Origin of the sequence: Bradyrhizobium sp. WD16, from assembly GCF_024181725.1 — a bacterium.
Taxonomy (GTDB): domain Bacteria; phylum Pseudomonadota; class Alphaproteobacteria; order Rhizobiales; family Xanthobacteraceae; genus Bradyrhizobium_A.
Genome location: NZ_CP028908.1, coordinates 975668 through 991016 on the forward strand (window position 1 = coordinate 975668; position 15349 = coordinate 991016).

A 15349-nucleotide genomic window follows, 5' to 3' on the forward strand; every position below is an offset into this window, starting at 1 on the left:
CCTCTCGATCTCAGGCGGGGCGCTTGCGCGTGGTGCGCTGCTCGATGCGCTTCTTGGCCGTGCCGACCTCGATGATGCGCTGGACGTAGATCCCCGGGGTGTGGATGTGGTCGGGGTCGAGTTCGCCGGCGGGAACGAGATGCTCGACTTCCGCCACGGTGACCTTGGCCGCGGTCGCCATCATCGGATTGAAGTTGCGCGCGGTCTTCCGATAAATCAGGTTGCCTGCGGTGTCGCCCTTCCAGGCATGGACGATGGCAAGGTCGGCGACGAGGCCGGTCTCGAGGATGTATTTCTCGCCGTTGAACTCGCGGACTTCCTTGCCCTCGGCGATCAGGGTGCCGACGCCGGTCTTGGTATAGAAGCCGGGAATGCCGGCACCGCCGGCGCGGATGCGCTCGGCCAGCGTGCCCTGCGGATTGAACTCGAGCTCGAGCTCGCCGGCGAGGTAGAGCTGGGCGAACAGCTTGTTCTCGCCGACATAGGACGAGATCATCTTTCTGATCTGCCTGGTCTCGAGCAGGCGGCTGAGCCCGATGCCGTCGACGCCGGCATTGTTCGACACCACGGTAAGGTCCTTGACGCCGGAGTCGCGCAGCGCGTCTGACAGGGTTTCGGCGATGCCGCACAGGCCGAAGCCGCCCGACATCACCATCATGCCGTCCTTCAGAATGCCGTCGAGCGCGCTTTTCGCGTCCGGATAGACCTTGTTCATGGCTGTCGAACCTGATGCGGGATGGAAGAAATAGCGCAGTCTATTAGGCGAATTGGTCAAGAGACGTCAATCAGCCCGGGATTGAGCGCCGCGCCGCCGAAGTGGCTGTCCCCGCGGTGTGGAGAGGACATTCCGCCTCAGCCGGTGGCCTTGAAAGCGTCAAGAAAAACCAGCAAGTTGGGGCATGCAGGCGGCCGCAGCGCGGATCCGCCAGATGAGAACTCCGATCCGGATCACAGCTTGACCATTGCCCAGGGAATAAGGCGCCTCGGCACGCCGGCGGCGGCGTTGCTGGGGCTGGTGGTGATCGGTTTGGTCGCCGTGTCCTGGTTCACCGATCGCGACGCCTTGCGTCGTTCGGTGGAGCGCCAGTTGCGCGAGGCGACCGGCCTGCCCCTCGTGGTGCTCGGCGGCGCCGAGGTTTCGCTGTTTCCCGACAGCTATGTCAGCCTGCATGATGTGCGGCTGAAGGATGCCGCCGCCGATCCGTCCGCCAATCCGACCGCCAATCCGACCACCCTCGGCGTCGACATCGTCACCGCCAATCTGCGCCTCGTGCCGCTGCTGATGGGCCGCTACGAAATCGCCGATGTCGCTCTGGAACATCCGCGGATCGATGTCAGGCGCGCCGACAACGGCCACAGCAACTGGTCGCCGATCCTCGACACCCTCGCGAGGACGATCAGGCCCGGCGCCAACAGCACCGTGACCTTCTCCGAGGTCAGGATCCGGAACGGCACGCTGATCTTCCACGATGCGGACCGGGGCGCCGAGACTGTGAGCGGCGCGGACCTGTCGTTCGCCTGGCCCGCGATCTCGCGCTCCTTCGCCGCCACCGGCCAGTTCGACTGGCGCGGCCAGCGAGTGGACGGCAGCCTCAGCATCAATGATTTCGTCGCCGCCCTGGCCGGCAACCGCTCCGGCATCAAGGCGCGGATCACCGCGGCGCCGCTCAAGCTCGCCTTCGACGGCGCGGCCGCGAACCGCGCCAGCCTGATGCTGGAGGGCACGCTGACGGCGGATGCGCCGTCGTTGCGCAATGCCCTGCGCTGGACCGGCAACGACCTGCCGGGCCGCAGCGGCTTCGGACGGTTTTCGCTGAAGGCCCGTGCCAATGTCGTCGGCCCGTCGATCGCGCTGACCAACGTCAACATGGAAATCGACGGCAATGTCAGCGAAGGCGTGCTGACCTATTCGAGCGACGACCGGCAGATGCTGCAGGCCACGCTCGCCTCCGAGGCGCTCGACATCACGCCTTATATCGAGACGATCCGGCTGTTGACGAGCGGCGCGCGCGATTGGAACCGGCAGCCGTTCGACTTGCGCAGCCTCACCAGCATGGATCTCGACATGCGCCTGTCGGCGGCCAAGGTGACGGCAGGCGCCGCCCGTTTCGGCCGCACCGCGATCGGCGCCAATCTGCGCAACGGCACCCTGGCGCTCAGCGTCGGCGAGGCGCAGATGTTCGGCGGAATTCTCCAGGGCTCGTTCGGGATGAGCCGCGCCGGCGACGGCGCCGATCTGAAATCGCAGTTCCAGTTCACCGATGTCGATCTCGAGGCGCTGGCGACCGAGATGCTGGGCGGCCGCAAGCTCGCCGGCCGCGGCAATCTCAATCTCGCCTTGCAGGCCACGGGGGGCAGTCCCTACGAACTCGCCCAGTCGCTCGCAGGCACCATCACCCTGACCGGCCACGATGGCGCGCTGGTCGGGTTCAACGTCGAACAGCTGCTGCGGCGGCTCGAACGCCGGCCGCTGTCCGGCGCCGGCGAGTTCCGCAGCGGCCGCACGCCTTTCACCGCGCTCACTATCGCGCTGAAGATCGACAACGGCATCGCCACCGTCAATGACGGGCGCATCGAAGGCCCCTCGGCGCGCCTGACGCTGGCCGGCACGGCGAGCGTGCCGGCGCGCGAATACGACCTCAAAGGCGTCGCCAGCCTGATCTCGAACGCCAGCGCGCCGCCCGCCTTCGAACTGCCCTTCGTGGTGCAGGGGCCATGGGACGATCCGCTGATCTTCCCGGATTCCGACGCCCTGATCCGCCGCTCGCCGGCGTCGGCGCCGCTGCTCAACGCCGTGCGCGACGGCAAGGCCCGCGACGCCGTGCGCTCGGTGATCGACCGCCTCAAGGGTGTCGGCCGTCCCGCGGACGATACCGGCGCGAACCCGGCCAAGGCGCCGCCCGCCAGCGCGAACAATTAAATCGCAACAGCCTCACGTTGAATTTTCCGGACGGATCGCGAACCGCAGCCAGCCTCGTCAGGCCGCGCCGGTCTCCGCAATTTTGTCGACGCGCCGCGATCTGTCCGATTAAATGACGGGGCAGGCTCCCGCCATCGGAGCCGCAAGAAAAGGAAACGCTGATGAAGTTTGCACTCGTCCCGGCGCTTGCCGGGCTGATCGCCCTCGCCCCCCTGGCGCTGGCTCCCTCGGCGGCAGAGGCTCACGGCCCGGTCCGCAAGAAGGTCACCGAAACCATCATCATCAATCAGCCGCCGGAGAAAGTCTGGGCCGCCGTCGGCAATTTCGGCGACATGAGCTGGCTGCCTCCAGTCACGAAAACCGAGGCGAAGGGCGGCAACACGGTCGTCGATCCGGAGGACGACAGCAAGAATCCCACGCGTCAGCTGACCCTCGAGGGTGGGGCGACCGTCGATGAGGTGCTGTACAAATATGAACCGGAGAAGATGAGCTATTCCTACCGCATCACGAAGGTCGACGTGAAGGTGCTGCCGGTGACGAACTATTCCTCCAGCATCACGGTCTCGCCTGCCGAGGGCGGCAAATCGTCGGTCGAGTGGCGCGGCGCCTTCTACCGGGGCTATCCCAACAACGATCCCCCGCCCGAACTCAACGACGAGGCTGCGGTCAAGGCGGTGACCGACCTCTATCGCGCCGGGCTCTCGGCCCTGAAGACGAAGCTCGAGGCTCCCGGCCAATAAAGCGATGTGGCGCGATCTGACCCTCGGAATGGTGCTGCTGCTGGCCGCATCGGCGGCGCCGGTCGGCGCCGGCGAGGCCTTCGTCACCGACCAGCCAGGCGAGCAGGTCGTCATCGTCGATACCGCCAGCATGGAAAAGCTCGCCACCATCGCGGTGGCGGGCGAACCGGCCGGCATCGCGGTCTCGGCCGACGGCGCCCGCGCCTATGTCACGAGCCCGGAAGGCAAGATGCTGACCGTGATCGACGCGGAGCACCGCAAGATCCTGCGCCAGATCAAGCTCGAGGGCGGCCCGCTCGGCGTCGCCGTGCATCCATCGGGGCATCCGGTCTATGTCGCGGACTGGTATTCGAAGCGCCTCCTCGCCCTCGACCCCGAAGACAAGATGCCGGCCCGCACCGCGATGGTCGGCACCTCGCCCTCCGGCGTCGCGGTCACGCCGGACGGCGCCTTCGTCCTCACCGCCGACCGCGACGACAATGCCGTCTCGGTGGTCGATGCCGCGACGCTCGACCGCGTCGCCGTGATCCCGGTCGGCATTCGCCCGTTCGGCATCACCATCGATGCCGACGGGCGGCGGGCCTATACCGCCAATGTCGGCTCCAACACGGTGACGATCATCGACCTCACCGCGCGACAGGTGATCGGCACCGTCAAGGTCGGCCTGCGTCCCTACGCGGTGGCTCTGGCGCACGGCAAAGTCTTCGTCACCAATCAATATGGCAGCTCCATCACCGTGTTCGACACGGCGACGCTCAAGGTGCTCAAGACCATCGAGGTCGGCGAATATCCCGAAGGCATCTCGCCGAGCCGCGACGGCAACCATGTCTACGTCGCGAGCTGGTTCGCCAACGCGCTCAGCATGATCGACACCGAGACACTCAAGGTGGTGAAGGAGGTCAATGTCGGCGACGGCCCACGGGCCTTCGGCCAATTCATCCGGTAGAGCACGGCGGCGCCGGTTCGTCGGCCCGACACCGGCAGCGATCCAAGGCCACTTGCTGCTGCAACCGAAGTGGGCGGCCACCGGCACCCGTCAGGATCGATCATGAGCTCCAATCATCAGATTGCGTCGGGCCGCGCCACGCTGGCTGCGGAGGTCGTCGGTAGCGGCGACCCTGTTGTCTTTCTGCACGCCGGCATCGGCGATCGCCGGATGTGGCGCGCGCAACTGGATGGCGTCGCCGCAAACAATACGGCTATCGCCTATGATCGGCGGGGCTTTGGCGAGACCCGCGCCGAAAAGGAAGATTTTTCGGCAGTCGCGGACTTGATGGCGGTGATTGATGCCATGGCGGGCGGTAAGCCTACGATCCTTGTCGGATGCTCGGATGGTGGGCGAATCGCGCTCGACGCGGCGCTTCGGCATCCGTCATTTGTCCGTGCTCTGGTTCTCATTTCGCCCAGCGCGACCGGCACGCCCGAGCCGGTCTATCCGCCCGACATCAAGCGCCTGATGGCCCAGATCAAGGACGCCCAGAAGGCCGGCGATCTGGACCAGGTGATCGCGCTGAAAGCTCGGCTTTTTCTGGACGGTCCACTGGCGCCCGAGGGGCGTGTCATGGGTCAGCCTCGCCGGCTGTTCCACGACATGAACGCCATTGCGCAGCGGTCGCCGCCGACCGGAGCGAACCTTGATGTCGCACCCGCCTTCGATCGTCTGGGCGAGATATCGGCACCATCGCTTGTGATTTGCGGTGACCTCGACCTTCCCAACATTCAAGAACGAAGCCGTTATATTGCAACTACGGTATTGCACGGGTCGTACCATGAGTTGACCGGCGCCGCCCATCTGCCAAGCCTGGAGCGACCGGCGGACGTCACGGGTCTGCTCGCGGAGTTCATCCACCGCTGCTCCGGCCGCCGGTCAGGCCAGTCGGAACCGGGGCGTTGACCGCTGCGCCCGAAAAGCGGTCCCCCGCTTCTAATGCCGAATGTCGGAGACACCGGATCGGCAGCGGCGCCGAGCCCGGCCCGGTGGTGAAGCTCGCGATGACGAGATCGTCGAGCGACAGCGTGAAGGCGAGCATCCAGCCGGCGATCACCGCCGGCATGATCAGCGGCAGCGGCGCAGAACGGCGACTGAAACGCCGGCCTCTTGCTCCTTCAAAATCCCGATAGTCTGCTCTTCCGAAAAGCGGCTGCACTTCACGGTTCTGGTCCTTTGTCGTGGGCCAGAACGAACTTCCAATTGGATATTTTGAATTGCCTGGACCGTGCCTTTGATCGCGCCGACACGATCCTTGCCTCGGTTCTCCGGAAGGCACGCTTCTGGAAGAAACATGCCGATCAAACGTTCAATGACCGCCAGCGCGCGATGATCGAGCGACTGTTCGACGGCTTTGAAGGCAAGCTCACCTCATCAAAATGGGCCCAGCTGACGAAGTCCTCGCAGGACACGGCGCTGCGTGACATCGACGATCTTGTTGCAAAAGGCGTGCTGACGAAGAACCTGGCCGGCGGTCGCAGCACAAGCTATTCGCTGATCACCGAAGAGACGAATAGCGGCTAAACCGCCCAACGGTCGCAGCGGGAACAGCCCGGTTGAGTTCGAGCAGGAGGTTCCGCTCTCGTCGCAACCGCCCCCTACAGCGGCGCGGCGCCCTCCCCGGCCCTGCGGGTGAGCTTGGCGGCGAGCGAGGCGACGACGATCAGCACCGCGACCGCAGCGACCAGCAGCGTGCTGATGGCGTTGATCTCCGGTTTGACCCCCAGCCTGACCTCGGAATAGATCCGGATCGGCAGCGTCGCCGAGCCCGGCCCGGTGGTGAAGCTCGCGATCACGAGATCGTCGAGCGACAGCGTGAAGGCGAGCATCCAGCCGGCGATCACCGCCGGCATGATCAGCGGCAGCGTCACCGCAACGAAGGCCTGCGCCGGCCGGCAGCCAAGGTCCATCGCGGCTTCCTCCAGGCTGCGATCGAGTGCGCCGAGCCGCGACTGCACCACCACGGTGACGAAACACATGGTCAGCGTGGTATGCGCCGCCGTGATCGTCCAGAAGCCGCGGGAGGCGTCGAGCGCGACGAAGAACAACAGCAGCGACAGCCCGGTGATCACCTCGGGCATGACGAGGGGCGCATAGAGCATGCCGGAGAACAGGGTGCGGCCGCGGAAGCCGCCGCCGCGCGCCAGCGCCAGCGCGGCGACGGTGCCGAGCACGGTGGCGGCCGATGCCGAGACCGCCGCGACCCGCAGGCTCATCCAGGCCGCATCCAGCATCTCGCGATCGGCGAAGAATTCGGCGTACCAGCGCAGCGACCAGCCGCCCCAGACCGTGACCAGCCGCGAGGCGTTGAAGGAATAGATCACCAGGATCAGGATCGGCAGGTAGAGAAAGGAAAGACCGAGCGCCAGCGCGGCCACATTGACGCCGGACAGCGCAGCGAGACGGCGCCGCGGGGCCATGATCCGATGTCCGCCCAGGTCCGGCATCAGGCAACGTCCTCGAGCTGGCGGCGCTGCAGCCGCTCGTAGAGCAGGAGCGGCGCGAGCAGGAGCACGAGCAGCACCACGGCCAGTGCCGCGGCGACCGGCCAGTCCTTGTTGGTGAAGAATTCGAGCCACAGGGTCTGGCCGATCATCATCCGGTCCGAGCCCGCGAGCAGGTCCGGGATGACGAATTCGCCGACGATGGGAATAAAGCAGAGCAGCGCGCCGGCGGCGACGCCGGGCAGCGACAGCGGCACCGTGACGAGCCAGAACGCCTTCAGGCGCGAGCAGCCGAGATCGGCGGCGGCTTCGACCAGTGCCGGGTCGAGCTTCGCCAGCGTCGCGTAGAGCGGCAGGATCATGAAGGGGAAATAGGAATAGACGATGCCGAGATACATGGCGCTGTCGGTCGACAGCCACACTACCGGCTGATCGACGAGATGCAGGGCGAGCAGCAGGCGGTTGAGCAGGCCATCATGCTGGAGCACGTTGATCCAGGCATAGATCCGGATCAGGAACGAGGTCCAGAACGGCACGATCACCAGGGTCATCGCCAGCGGCTGCCATGACGCCGGCAGCCGCGCCATGGCGTAGGCCACCGGATAACCGATCGCCGCCAGCATGGCGGTCGAGGCCAGCGCCACGACGAGGCTGCGCAGATAGGACAGCGGATAGAGCTCGTCCGATCCGAGCAGGACGAAGTTCGACAGGCTGAATTCGCCGAGCGCCGCCTTGACGCTCGCCCACCCCGCCGCCGGATCGATCACCGGCAGATAGGGCGGCATCGCGATCACGGTCTGCGACAGGCTGATCTTCGCCACGAAGCCGAACGGCACCAGGAAGAACAGCAGCATCCACAGATAGGGCAGAACGGCCGCGAGGCGGGCCGGACGGGTGAAGATGCGGCGGGCCACGGCCTCAGCGCTCCAGGACGACGCAGTCGCTCGCCGCGAAGGAGGCGATCACCGCCTCCCCGGGCGCGAACTGGTCGGCGGCGAGACGCGAGGCATTGACCAGCGCCGCGCGCAGCACGAAGCCGCCGGGCAGGCCCACGCGATAGATCGAGGCGCCGCCGCGATAATCGACCTCGTGGATCTCGCCGGAAAGGCGGTTCTCCGCTGCGGCGATCGGCGCGGCGCCGGGCGCCGTCAGCCGGATCTTCTCCGGCCGGACCGCGACGCTGAGCCCGGCGGGGCGCGGCGAGCCGCCATGGTCGACGGCGACGATGGCCCCCGCCTCCCGGCTCGCGAGCGTGAGGCGGCCGTTGGCCTGGGTCGACACCTCGCCCTCGAACAGGTTCACGTCGCCGAAGAAACCGGCGATCCAGCGGCAGTTCGGCGCCTCGTAGAGTTCGCGCGGCGAAGCGACCTGGACGAGGCCGCCGTGATCCATCACGCCGATGCGGTCGGCCATGGTCATCGCCTCGTCCTGGTCGTGGGTGACGATGATGAAGGTGGTGCCGAGGCGGCGCTGCAGCGCCAGCAATTCCGCCTGGGTGCGCTCGCGCAGCTTCTTGTCGAGCGCCGCCAGCGGCTCGTCGAGCAGCAGGATGCGCGGCCGGCGGGCAAGGGCGCGCGCCAGTGCGACGCGCTGGCGCTGGCCGCCCGAGAGCTGGTCGGGCTTGCGCCGCTCCAGCCCTTCGAGCCCGACGAGGGCCACCATCTCCTTCACCCGTGCCGCGATCTCGGCGGCCTCAAGGCCAGCGCGCTTCAGTCCGAAGGCGATGTTGTCCCGCACCGAGAGATGGGGAAACAACGCATAGGACTGGAACATCATGTTGACCGGCCGGCGGTGCGGCAGCACGTCGGCGACATCGCGGCCGTCGAGCAGGATGCGGCCCTCGTCCGGGGTCTCAAAGCCAGCCAGCATCCGCAGGAGCGTGGTCTTGCCGCAGCCGGACGGTCCGAGCAGCGCAAAGAATTCGCCCGCGGCGACGTCGAGGCTGAGCCTGTCCACCGCGGTGACGCCGCCGAACCGTTTCACCACGCTCTCGATGCGCAGCAGCGGCGCGGGCCGATCCGCCGGCGGCGCCGCCGCCGTGCCGCGAAGAAGCTTGCCTGTGCCCTGGTTCGTCATGTCGCGCGCCCGCCCGCCCTCGGCCCCTCGCTGATATCCGGCTATCGTATTCACACATCTGGTCCGCAGCCGAGAAAGCGGCCACTCTTCAGCCTTTCCGTCGTCATGCCCGGCCTTGTGCCGGGCATCCACGACTTCACGACGCTGCAGCAAGCAAGTCGTGGATGGCATAGCGATCCGGCCTTCACCGGATCGCGTTCTCCTTAATGCCGGAAGTCGGAAACATCCGACTTCCGGGCGACAAGCCCGGCCATGACGAGAATGAAGGTCAGGGCGCATCTTTTCACTCCGTTGTCGCCGCCCGGATGCGTGAATCTCGTAGGCTTGAAGCGGGGGACGACGCAGAATGATGTGTGAATCTGATAGCTGAGATCCGGGCCGAGATCATCCAGACCGGGTCTGCCGGTCAAGGATATTTTCCGGCCGCCGGAGCGCGGCGGGCAGGCAAATGCGGCAGGAATGATCCGTGGCCGCTCAGCCGGCCTTGCGGACGACCGGTTCGGGCGCCGGGCGGCCGACGACTTCGGCATACTGATCGATCGGAGCCGGCTTGCCGAGGAAGTAGCCCTGGACCTGATCGCAGTTTTCCTCGGCGAGGAAATTGAGCTGCTCCTGGGTCTCGACGCCCTCGGCGACGATCGGGATGTCGAGACCGCGGCCGAGGCTGATCATGGCGCGAATGATCGCGGCCGACTGGGTATTGCAGCCGAGATTGAGAACGAAGGTCCGGTCGATCTTGATCTTGTCGAAGGGGAAGGCCTGCAGATAGGTCAGGGACGAATAGCCGCTGCCGAAATCGTCCATGGCGATGCGCACGCCGAGCACCTTGAGCCGGCGCAGCAGCGACAGGCCGCGATCGAAGTCGCCGATCAGCACGCCCTCGGTGATTTCGAGTTCCAGCCGGCCGGGCGACAGGCCGGTCTCCAGCAGGATGGAGTGAACGAGGCCGACGAGATCGCCGTGCTGGAACTGGGCCGGCGAAAGATTGACGGCGACCCGCAGCGGCTTTGGCCACGAGGCGGCTTCACGGCAGGCCTCGCGCAGCACCCATTCGCCGAGTTCGACGATGAGGCCGCTCTCCTCGGCGAGCGGGATGAAGTCGGCGGGCGACACCACGCCGCGGACCGGGTGGGTCCAGCGCACCAGCGCCTCGAAGCCGACGATCTCCGGCGACGCCACGCCGTGCCCGGTGCGGGCCTGGGGCTGGTAGTGCAGCGAGAGCTGCCCGCCCTTCAACGCCGCGGTGAGCTCCTGGTAGAGCGCCCGGCGGTCGCGGATCTGCTGGTCGGTCTCGGCCTCGAAGACGGTGACGGTGCCGCGGCCCTTGGCCTTGGCGCGGAACAGCGCGACGCCGGCATTGGCGAGCAGCGCGGCGGCGTCGGTGCCGTGGCGCGGGAAGACCGAGATGCCGATGGTCAACCCGGTCCGCACCGACTTGCCGTCGATCACGAACTCCGCGCGCATGCATTCGACCAGCCGTTCAGCGAGCGCCACGGCCGCCTGGGGCTGCTTGCCGTCGATGATGAGCCCGAACTCGTCGCCGCTGAGGCGGGCGACGACGCCGCCTCGGGCGGCGTCCTGGATCCGGCCCGACACCTCGATCAGCAGCTGATCGCCGAGCGAATGACCGAACACATCGTTGATTTCCTTGAGGCGGTCCATGTCCATCGACAGCACCGCGAATTCCTCGTCGGTGCCGCTGCAGGCGTCGATCATCTGCGTCAGGGCCTGGATGAAAGCCGCGCGGTTCGGCAGATCGGTGAGCGTGTCGTGGTAGGCCATATGGGCCATGCGCGACTCGGTCTGGCGACGATCGGTGATGTCCTCGTTGGTCTTGATCAGGTAACGCGGCTCGCCGGCATCGTCGAGCACCGTGACGCGCCGGGTGAGAAACAGGCGCAGCCCGCTCCTGGTCTGGATCGGCTGCTCCTCGATGGTCTGGCCGCGCTTGCGGATCGCGATGTTATCGCGCTCCATGATCAGCTTTGCGGCCGAGCCGTAGATCTGCTCGACCGTGGAGCCCACCACCGCCTCGCGGTCACGATTGAAGATCTTTTCGGCGCTGCGGTTGACGAACAGGTACTGGCCGTCGCTGACCCGCTTGACGTCGAGCGCGATCGGGACATGATCGATGATCATCTCGAGGAACTTCTTGGTGCTCTCGAGCTCTTGCGACAGGCTCCGCCGCTCGGTGACGTCCTCGAAGACAGCGATCAGGAATTCGGGCTGATCGGCGTCGTTGCGCGCGATCGACCGGATCGTGCGCAGGATCCGGTCCTGGCCGTCGCGTTCGACGGCGAAGTCGGTGCGCAGAACGTCGCCCGGCGTCGCCACCGCCTTGCGGTCGAGTTCGGCGACATTGACGGCGGTCCGGCCCGCGAAAATCTCGTCGGCTGTGCGGCCGATGATGCGCTCGCGCGGCAATCGCGCGAACTCCTCGAAGGCGCGGTTCGCCAGGATATAGCGGCCATCGTCGATGTTCTTGGCGGCGACGCAGACCGGAATATTGTCGATCACCGCTTCCAGGAAGCGCTTGGCGGTGGCGAGCTGACGCGACAGGCGCCGGCGCTCCGTGCAATCCTCGTGGATCGAAATGGCGCCGCCGCTGCGCAGCTCGCGGTGCTTGACGAGAATGGACCGGCCGTCCGGCAACTCGCTGACATGACCGGCGTCGCTGCTGACCTGCTCCATGAACGCATCGACGTCGCAGACGATCTGGTTGCGCGCGTGGCGCAGTTCGATGAGCTCACGGCCGGACATGCCGGAACGCAGATCGGCCCGCGACAGGCCATAGAGACGCAGATAGCTGTCGTTGCAGAAGACCAGGTTCTGCCTGGCATCGACGATGACGACGCCGATATTCATGTTGTTCAGGGCGGCACTGATGAAGGCGGTGTTGCGCCGGCCGACGCGCTTGAGGCGCTGCATCGCCGACATCGCCCACACCATCACCGCCGCCAGGAAGCCGAGAATCGTCAGGCCTCCGAGCAGAATCTGCCAGACGGTGCCGGGCTCGGCGGCTTCCAATCCGGGGATCAGCGCTGTGCCCTCAGCCGGCCACGCCGGCGTGGCGATGAGCCACGCGCACAGCACGGCAGTCGCGAAGACTTTCGCTTTGCCTCCAGTCGTTCCGGCCATGCTCAGATCACCAGCGCCCCGCCTAAAATGTCGGCGGAGTGTCTGGTTGCAGCCGTTTGAATCGGGTAAACGCCTGCTGCGGCCTCTGCTTCAGCTGGCTGGAATTGAGGCAAATGCCCCCACATGCTTAATGCCGCGATAAAACATGCGGCGGAACGACGACCTGCCGGGTTAACCACTCCCTAAATTGCGCCGGGCCATGGATCAAATCGACTGCATCGTCATCGGCGCCGGCGTGGTCGGCCTCGCCATCGCCCGGCGCCTCGCCAGGGCTGGCCGCGAGGTCATCGTGCTGGAAGCCGCGTCCGACATCGGGACCGGAACATCGTCGCGCAACAGCGAAGTGATCCATGCCGGCATCTATTACGCCGCGGGCAGCCTGATGGCCCGCCATTGCGTCGCCGGTCGCCGGTCGCTTTATCGTTTTTGCGAGTCGCATGGCGTCGGCCATCGCCGCTGCGGCAAGCTGATCGTCGCCACCACTGCCGAGGAGGGCGACAAGCTTGCGTCCATCCGCGCCCGCGCCGCGGCCAACGGTGTCGCCGACCTGGAGGAACTCGACGGCGCGGCGGCGCGGCGGCTCGAGCCGGCGTTGAACTGCACGGCTGCGCTGCTCTCCCCCTCGACCGGCATTGTCGACAGTCACGGCTATATGCTGGCGCTGCGCGGCGACGCCGAGGCGGCCGGCGCCGCCTTCGCGTTCAACACCCCTTTTGAGCGAGCGCGGGCCGAGCGCGGCGCGATCACCGTCGAAGCCGGCGGCGAGACGCCCATGACGCTGGGCTGCCGGCTGCTGATCAATGCCGCCGGCCTCCACGCGCCGGCGCTCGCCCGCACCATCGTCGGCATGCCGGCCGACAAGGTCCCGACCGCTTATTACGCCAAGGGCAACTATTTCAGCTGTTCCGCGCGCGCGCCGTTTTCGCACCTGATCTACCCGGTGCCGGAGCCCGGCGGTCTCGGTGTGCATCTCACGCTCGACCTCGGCGGCCAGGCGAAGTTCGGACCCGACGTCGAATGGGTCGACGACATCGATTACGAGGTGGATACCTCGCGGATGGCGCGCTTCTACCCCGCGATCCGGCGCTATTGGCCTGCCCTGCCCGACGGCGCGCTGGCGCCGGGCTATGCCGGCGTCCGGCCGAAGATCGTGCCGTCCGCCGTTGCCGTGCAGGATTTCGTCATCCAGGGCCCGGCCGACCACGGCGTTGCCGGACTGATCAACCTGTTCGGCATCGAGTCGCCGGGGCTGACGGCTTCGCTGGCGATCGCCGGCCATGTCGGGGGGCTGGCCGGCATCGGCGCCGGCGATGAACCCGGCGACCTCGCCAGCTGATTTGAAAGCCCGGCGCCCCGACGACGCCGGCATCACGCGATGCCGGCGTTCGTCAACAAGGCTGCGGGAACTTGCGGCAGCAGGCCTCGACCTTGGTCAGGCCTGCAACGCGGCGCCGGAGAAGGGATGCCGGATGATGCGGTGCCGGAACGATGGCTGACGCCAATGATGACCGGCAGCGGCGACCAGCAATGATGGGAGTGGGACTTTTCTTCTCGCCCCTAATGGATCGTGCTGCTGACGGCAGATCTCAGCCGTTCGATTTCGTCCTTGACCATCAATTTGCGGCGCTTGAGCTCGACGATCCATAAATTGTCGGTAGAGAGGTGCCTCAGGGCTTCGTGCAATTCGCTTTCCAGAACCCGATGTTTGCGTTCCAGCTCAACGAGATGCGCCTCTATCGCCATTAGAAGTCTCCTCTGTCAGATGGACCTCAATTGGATCTGCGAGAAGAAGTCTACATCAGCGGCAATGACTGTCGACTGTGACATTTCACGCCTCGGTAAACTTTCGTTGCAGCCGCACGATAGTGCACAAGCCGAGGTCATAGCCCGGTTGTCGCTGCGACGCGGAAGAAACATTGCCTGCGCTATGGGCAGAAGGCCTTGAATGCGTCGCTGGCGAAGCGCATGATTTTCTGCGATGAGATGCGGGAACCGTGCCGTCGTCCGGCGGCGCGCATGCTTGCCTCGAAGCGACCTCTGGTGCTCGACTTCCACCCGCTGCGACAATGACCGAACAAGACAATTCCGAATTTGCCCTCGAGCTCGCTCAGCTGCAGCAGGAGCATCGCGACCTCGACGCCGCAATCGAAGCCCTGCACCACTCGCCTGCACCGGACCTGCTGCGCCTCCAGCGCCTCAAGAAACGCAAGCTTCAATTGCGCGACCGCATCGCTTTCGTCGAGGATCAGATCACGCCCGACATTATCGCTTAGTACGGCGCCGCAGCGCCTTGCGACGGTACATCTCACGGTCGGCGCGCTCGAGCGCGGCAGCGCCATCGTCCGACGGCGCGATCATGGTGACGCCGATGGATGCTCCGGCAGCGAGCGGCTTGTCACCGAACGCGAATGTCAGCCGGTCGATGGCGTCCTCCAGCGCAGCGGCCTTGGCCCGGGCATTGACCTCATCGAGATTCCACAACAACACGGCGAATTCGTCGCCGCCCAGTCGCGCGATCATGTCCGAGGACCGGATCTGCCGCAGCACGACGCCGACGATGCCCTTGAGCACCGCGTCGCCGGCGGCATGGCCGTAGCCGTCGTTGATCGGCTTGAGGCCGTCGACGTCCAGCGCGATCAAGGCGGCGCTGGCGCGGTAGCGGCCGAGATAGGCGATCGCTCTCCTGAGTTCGCGATCGAAGCCGCGGCGGTTGGGGATGTCGAGCAGGAAGTCGGTTTCCGCGCAGTCCTCCAGTTCGGCGATACGGTCGCGGGCCTGGGCGAGTTCCGCGGTCAGCCGCCGCAGCTCGGCCCGCAGCCGCGCGGCCTCCGCGGGCGGCGGCGTCTCGGGCTTGGCGGCGCCGGGTTCCATCTGCAGCGCCACCTCCGCGGCCGGCTGCGTGGCCGTCCCGCGGGAGGCTCTGGAGGATAGACCGATGTGCCGCTCGCGGCCGGATCGCACCCCGGACGGGGACGCGGCAGGGGAAGGAGTGAGGCTGGGCTTGCGCACGAATAGGTCAGTCCGGGAGCGTCAGATCCAAAAC

General features: G+C 66.5%; 15 protein-coding genes and 1 pseudogene. 7 read left to right on the top strand and 9 right to left on the bottom strand.

Features of this window, described 5'->3' with window-relative positions:
• Window positions 1-10: 10 nt before the first annotated feature.
• Complete coding sequence (locus DB459_RS04550) at window positions 11-715, bottom strand: CoA transferase subunit A (protein ID WP_253711749.1); 705 nt, start codon at window positions 713-715, stop codon at window positions 11-13.
• 246 nt (window positions 716-961) lie between these two features.
• Here DB459_RS04550 and DB459_RS04555 point away from each other — a divergent pair, with 246 nt between their 5' ends.
• The 4 genes from DB459_RS04555 (at window position 962) to DB459_RS04570 (ending at window position 5554) form a co-directional block, all read left to right on the top strand.
• A complete protein-coding gene (locus tag DB459_RS04555; RefSeq protein ID WP_253713420.1) occupies window positions 962-2920 on the top strand; it encodes an AsmA family protein in 1959 nt (652 codons plus the stop codon).
• Window positions 2921-3081: 161 nt separating this feature from the next.
• Entirely contained in the window at window positions 3082-3660 is a 579-nt protein-coding gene (locus DB459_RS04560) for an SRPBCC family protein (RefSeq protein WP_253711750.1), read from the top strand.
• 4 nt (window positions 3661-3664) lie between these two features.
• Complete coding sequence (locus tag DB459_RS04565; protein ID WP_253711751.1) at window positions 3665-4606, top strand: beta-propeller fold lactonase family protein; 942 nt, start codon at window positions 3665-3667, stop codon at window positions 4604-4606.
• Between the two features lie 102 nt (window positions 4607-4708).
• Window positions 4709-5554 (top strand): alpha/beta fold hydrolase, encoded by an 846-nt coding sequence (locus tag DB459_RS04570; protein ID WP_253711752.1) that lies wholly within the window; start codon window positions 4709-4711, stop codon window positions 5552-5554.
• A gap of 52 nt (window positions 5555-5606) precedes the next feature.
• Here the strand turns inward: DB459_RS04570 and DB459_RS04575 are convergent.
• Window positions 5607-5726, bottom strand: a pseudogene (locus DB459_RS04575) (putrescine ABC transporter permease PotI); the annotation flags it as partial.
• A gap of 125 nt (window positions 5727-5851) precedes the next feature.
• On the opposite strand from DB459_RS04575, the gene DB459_RS04580 reads away from it, so the two are divergent.
• Window positions 5852-6172, top strand: coding sequence for a hypothetical protein (locus DB459_RS04580; protein ID WP_253711753.1), 321 nt, complete (start codon window positions 5852-5854; stop codon window positions 6170-6172).
• Between the two features lie 74 nt (window positions 6173-6246).
• Here DB459_RS04580 and DB459_RS04585 read toward each other — a convergent pair whose 3' ends face one another.
• From DB459_RS04585 to DB459_RS04605, 5 genes are all read right to left on the bottom strand, one after another.
• The gene (locus DB459_RS04585; RefSeq protein ID WP_253713421.1) at window positions 6247-7068 is read right to left on the bottom strand and encodes an ABC transporter permease; all 822 of its coding nucleotides are present in this window, start codon (window positions 7066-7068) and stop codon (window positions 6247-6249) included.
• A gap of 26 nt (window positions 7069-7094) precedes the next feature.
• Window positions 7095-7946, bottom strand: a complete 852-nt coding sequence (locus DB459_RS04590) for an ABC transporter permease (protein ID WP_253713422.1) — start codon at window positions 7944-7946, stop codon at window positions 7095-7097.
• A 64-nt stretch (window positions 7947-8010) separates the two neighbouring features.
• On the bottom strand, window positions 8011-9168 hold the full coding sequence (locus DB459_RS04595; protein WP_253711754.1) for an ABC transporter ATP-binding protein: 1158 nt from the start codon (window positions 9166-9168) through the stop codon (window positions 8011-8013).
• Between the two features lie 203 nt (window positions 9169-9371).
• Window positions 9372-9578 carry a hypothetical protein gene (locus tag DB459_RS04600; protein WP_253711755.1) on the bottom strand — a complete coding sequence of 69 codons (207 nt, stop codon included), beginning with the start codon at window positions 9576-9578 and terminating at the stop codon, window positions 9372-9374.
• Window positions 9579-9642: 64 nt separating this feature from the next.
• Complete coding sequence (locus DB459_RS04605; protein WP_253711756.1) at window positions 9643-12306, bottom strand: EAL domain-containing protein; 2664 nt, start codon at window positions 12304-12306, stop codon at window positions 9643-9645.
• 199 nt (window positions 12307-12505) lie between these two features.
• On the opposite strand from DB459_RS04605, the gene DB459_RS04610 reads away from it, so the two are divergent.
• Window positions 12506-13642 carry an NAD(P)/FAD-dependent oxidoreductase gene (locus tag DB459_RS04610; protein ID WP_253711757.1) on the top strand — a complete coding sequence of 379 codons (1137 nt, stop codon included), beginning with the start codon at window positions 12506-12508 and terminating at the stop codon, window positions 13640-13642.
• A gap of 221 nt (window positions 13643-13863) precedes the next feature.
• On the opposite strand, the gene DB459_RS04615 is transcribed toward DB459_RS04610, so the two are convergent.
• Window positions 13864-14049 carry a YdcH family protein gene (locus DB459_RS04615; protein ID WP_253711758.1) on the bottom strand — a complete coding sequence of 62 codons (186 nt, stop codon included), beginning with the start codon at window positions 14047-14049 and terminating at the stop codon, window positions 13864-13866.
• 323 nt (window positions 14050-14372) lie between these two features.
• Here DB459_RS04615 and DB459_RS04620 point away from each other — a divergent pair, with 323 nt between their 5' ends.
• The gene (locus DB459_RS04620) at window positions 14373-14579 is read left to right on the top strand and encodes a YdcH family protein (protein ID WP_253713423.1); all 207 of its coding nucleotides are present in this window, start codon (window positions 14373-14375) and stop codon (window positions 14577-14579) included.
• On the opposite strand, the gene DB459_RS04625 is transcribed toward DB459_RS04620, so the two are convergent.
• Entirely contained in the window at window positions 14569-15177 is a 609-nt protein-coding gene (locus tag DB459_RS04625; RefSeq protein WP_371926863.1) for a GGDEF domain-containing protein, read from the bottom strand. The genes DB459_RS04620 and DB459_RS04625 overlap by 11 nt on opposite strands.
• Window positions 15178-15349: the final 172 nt, after the last annotated feature.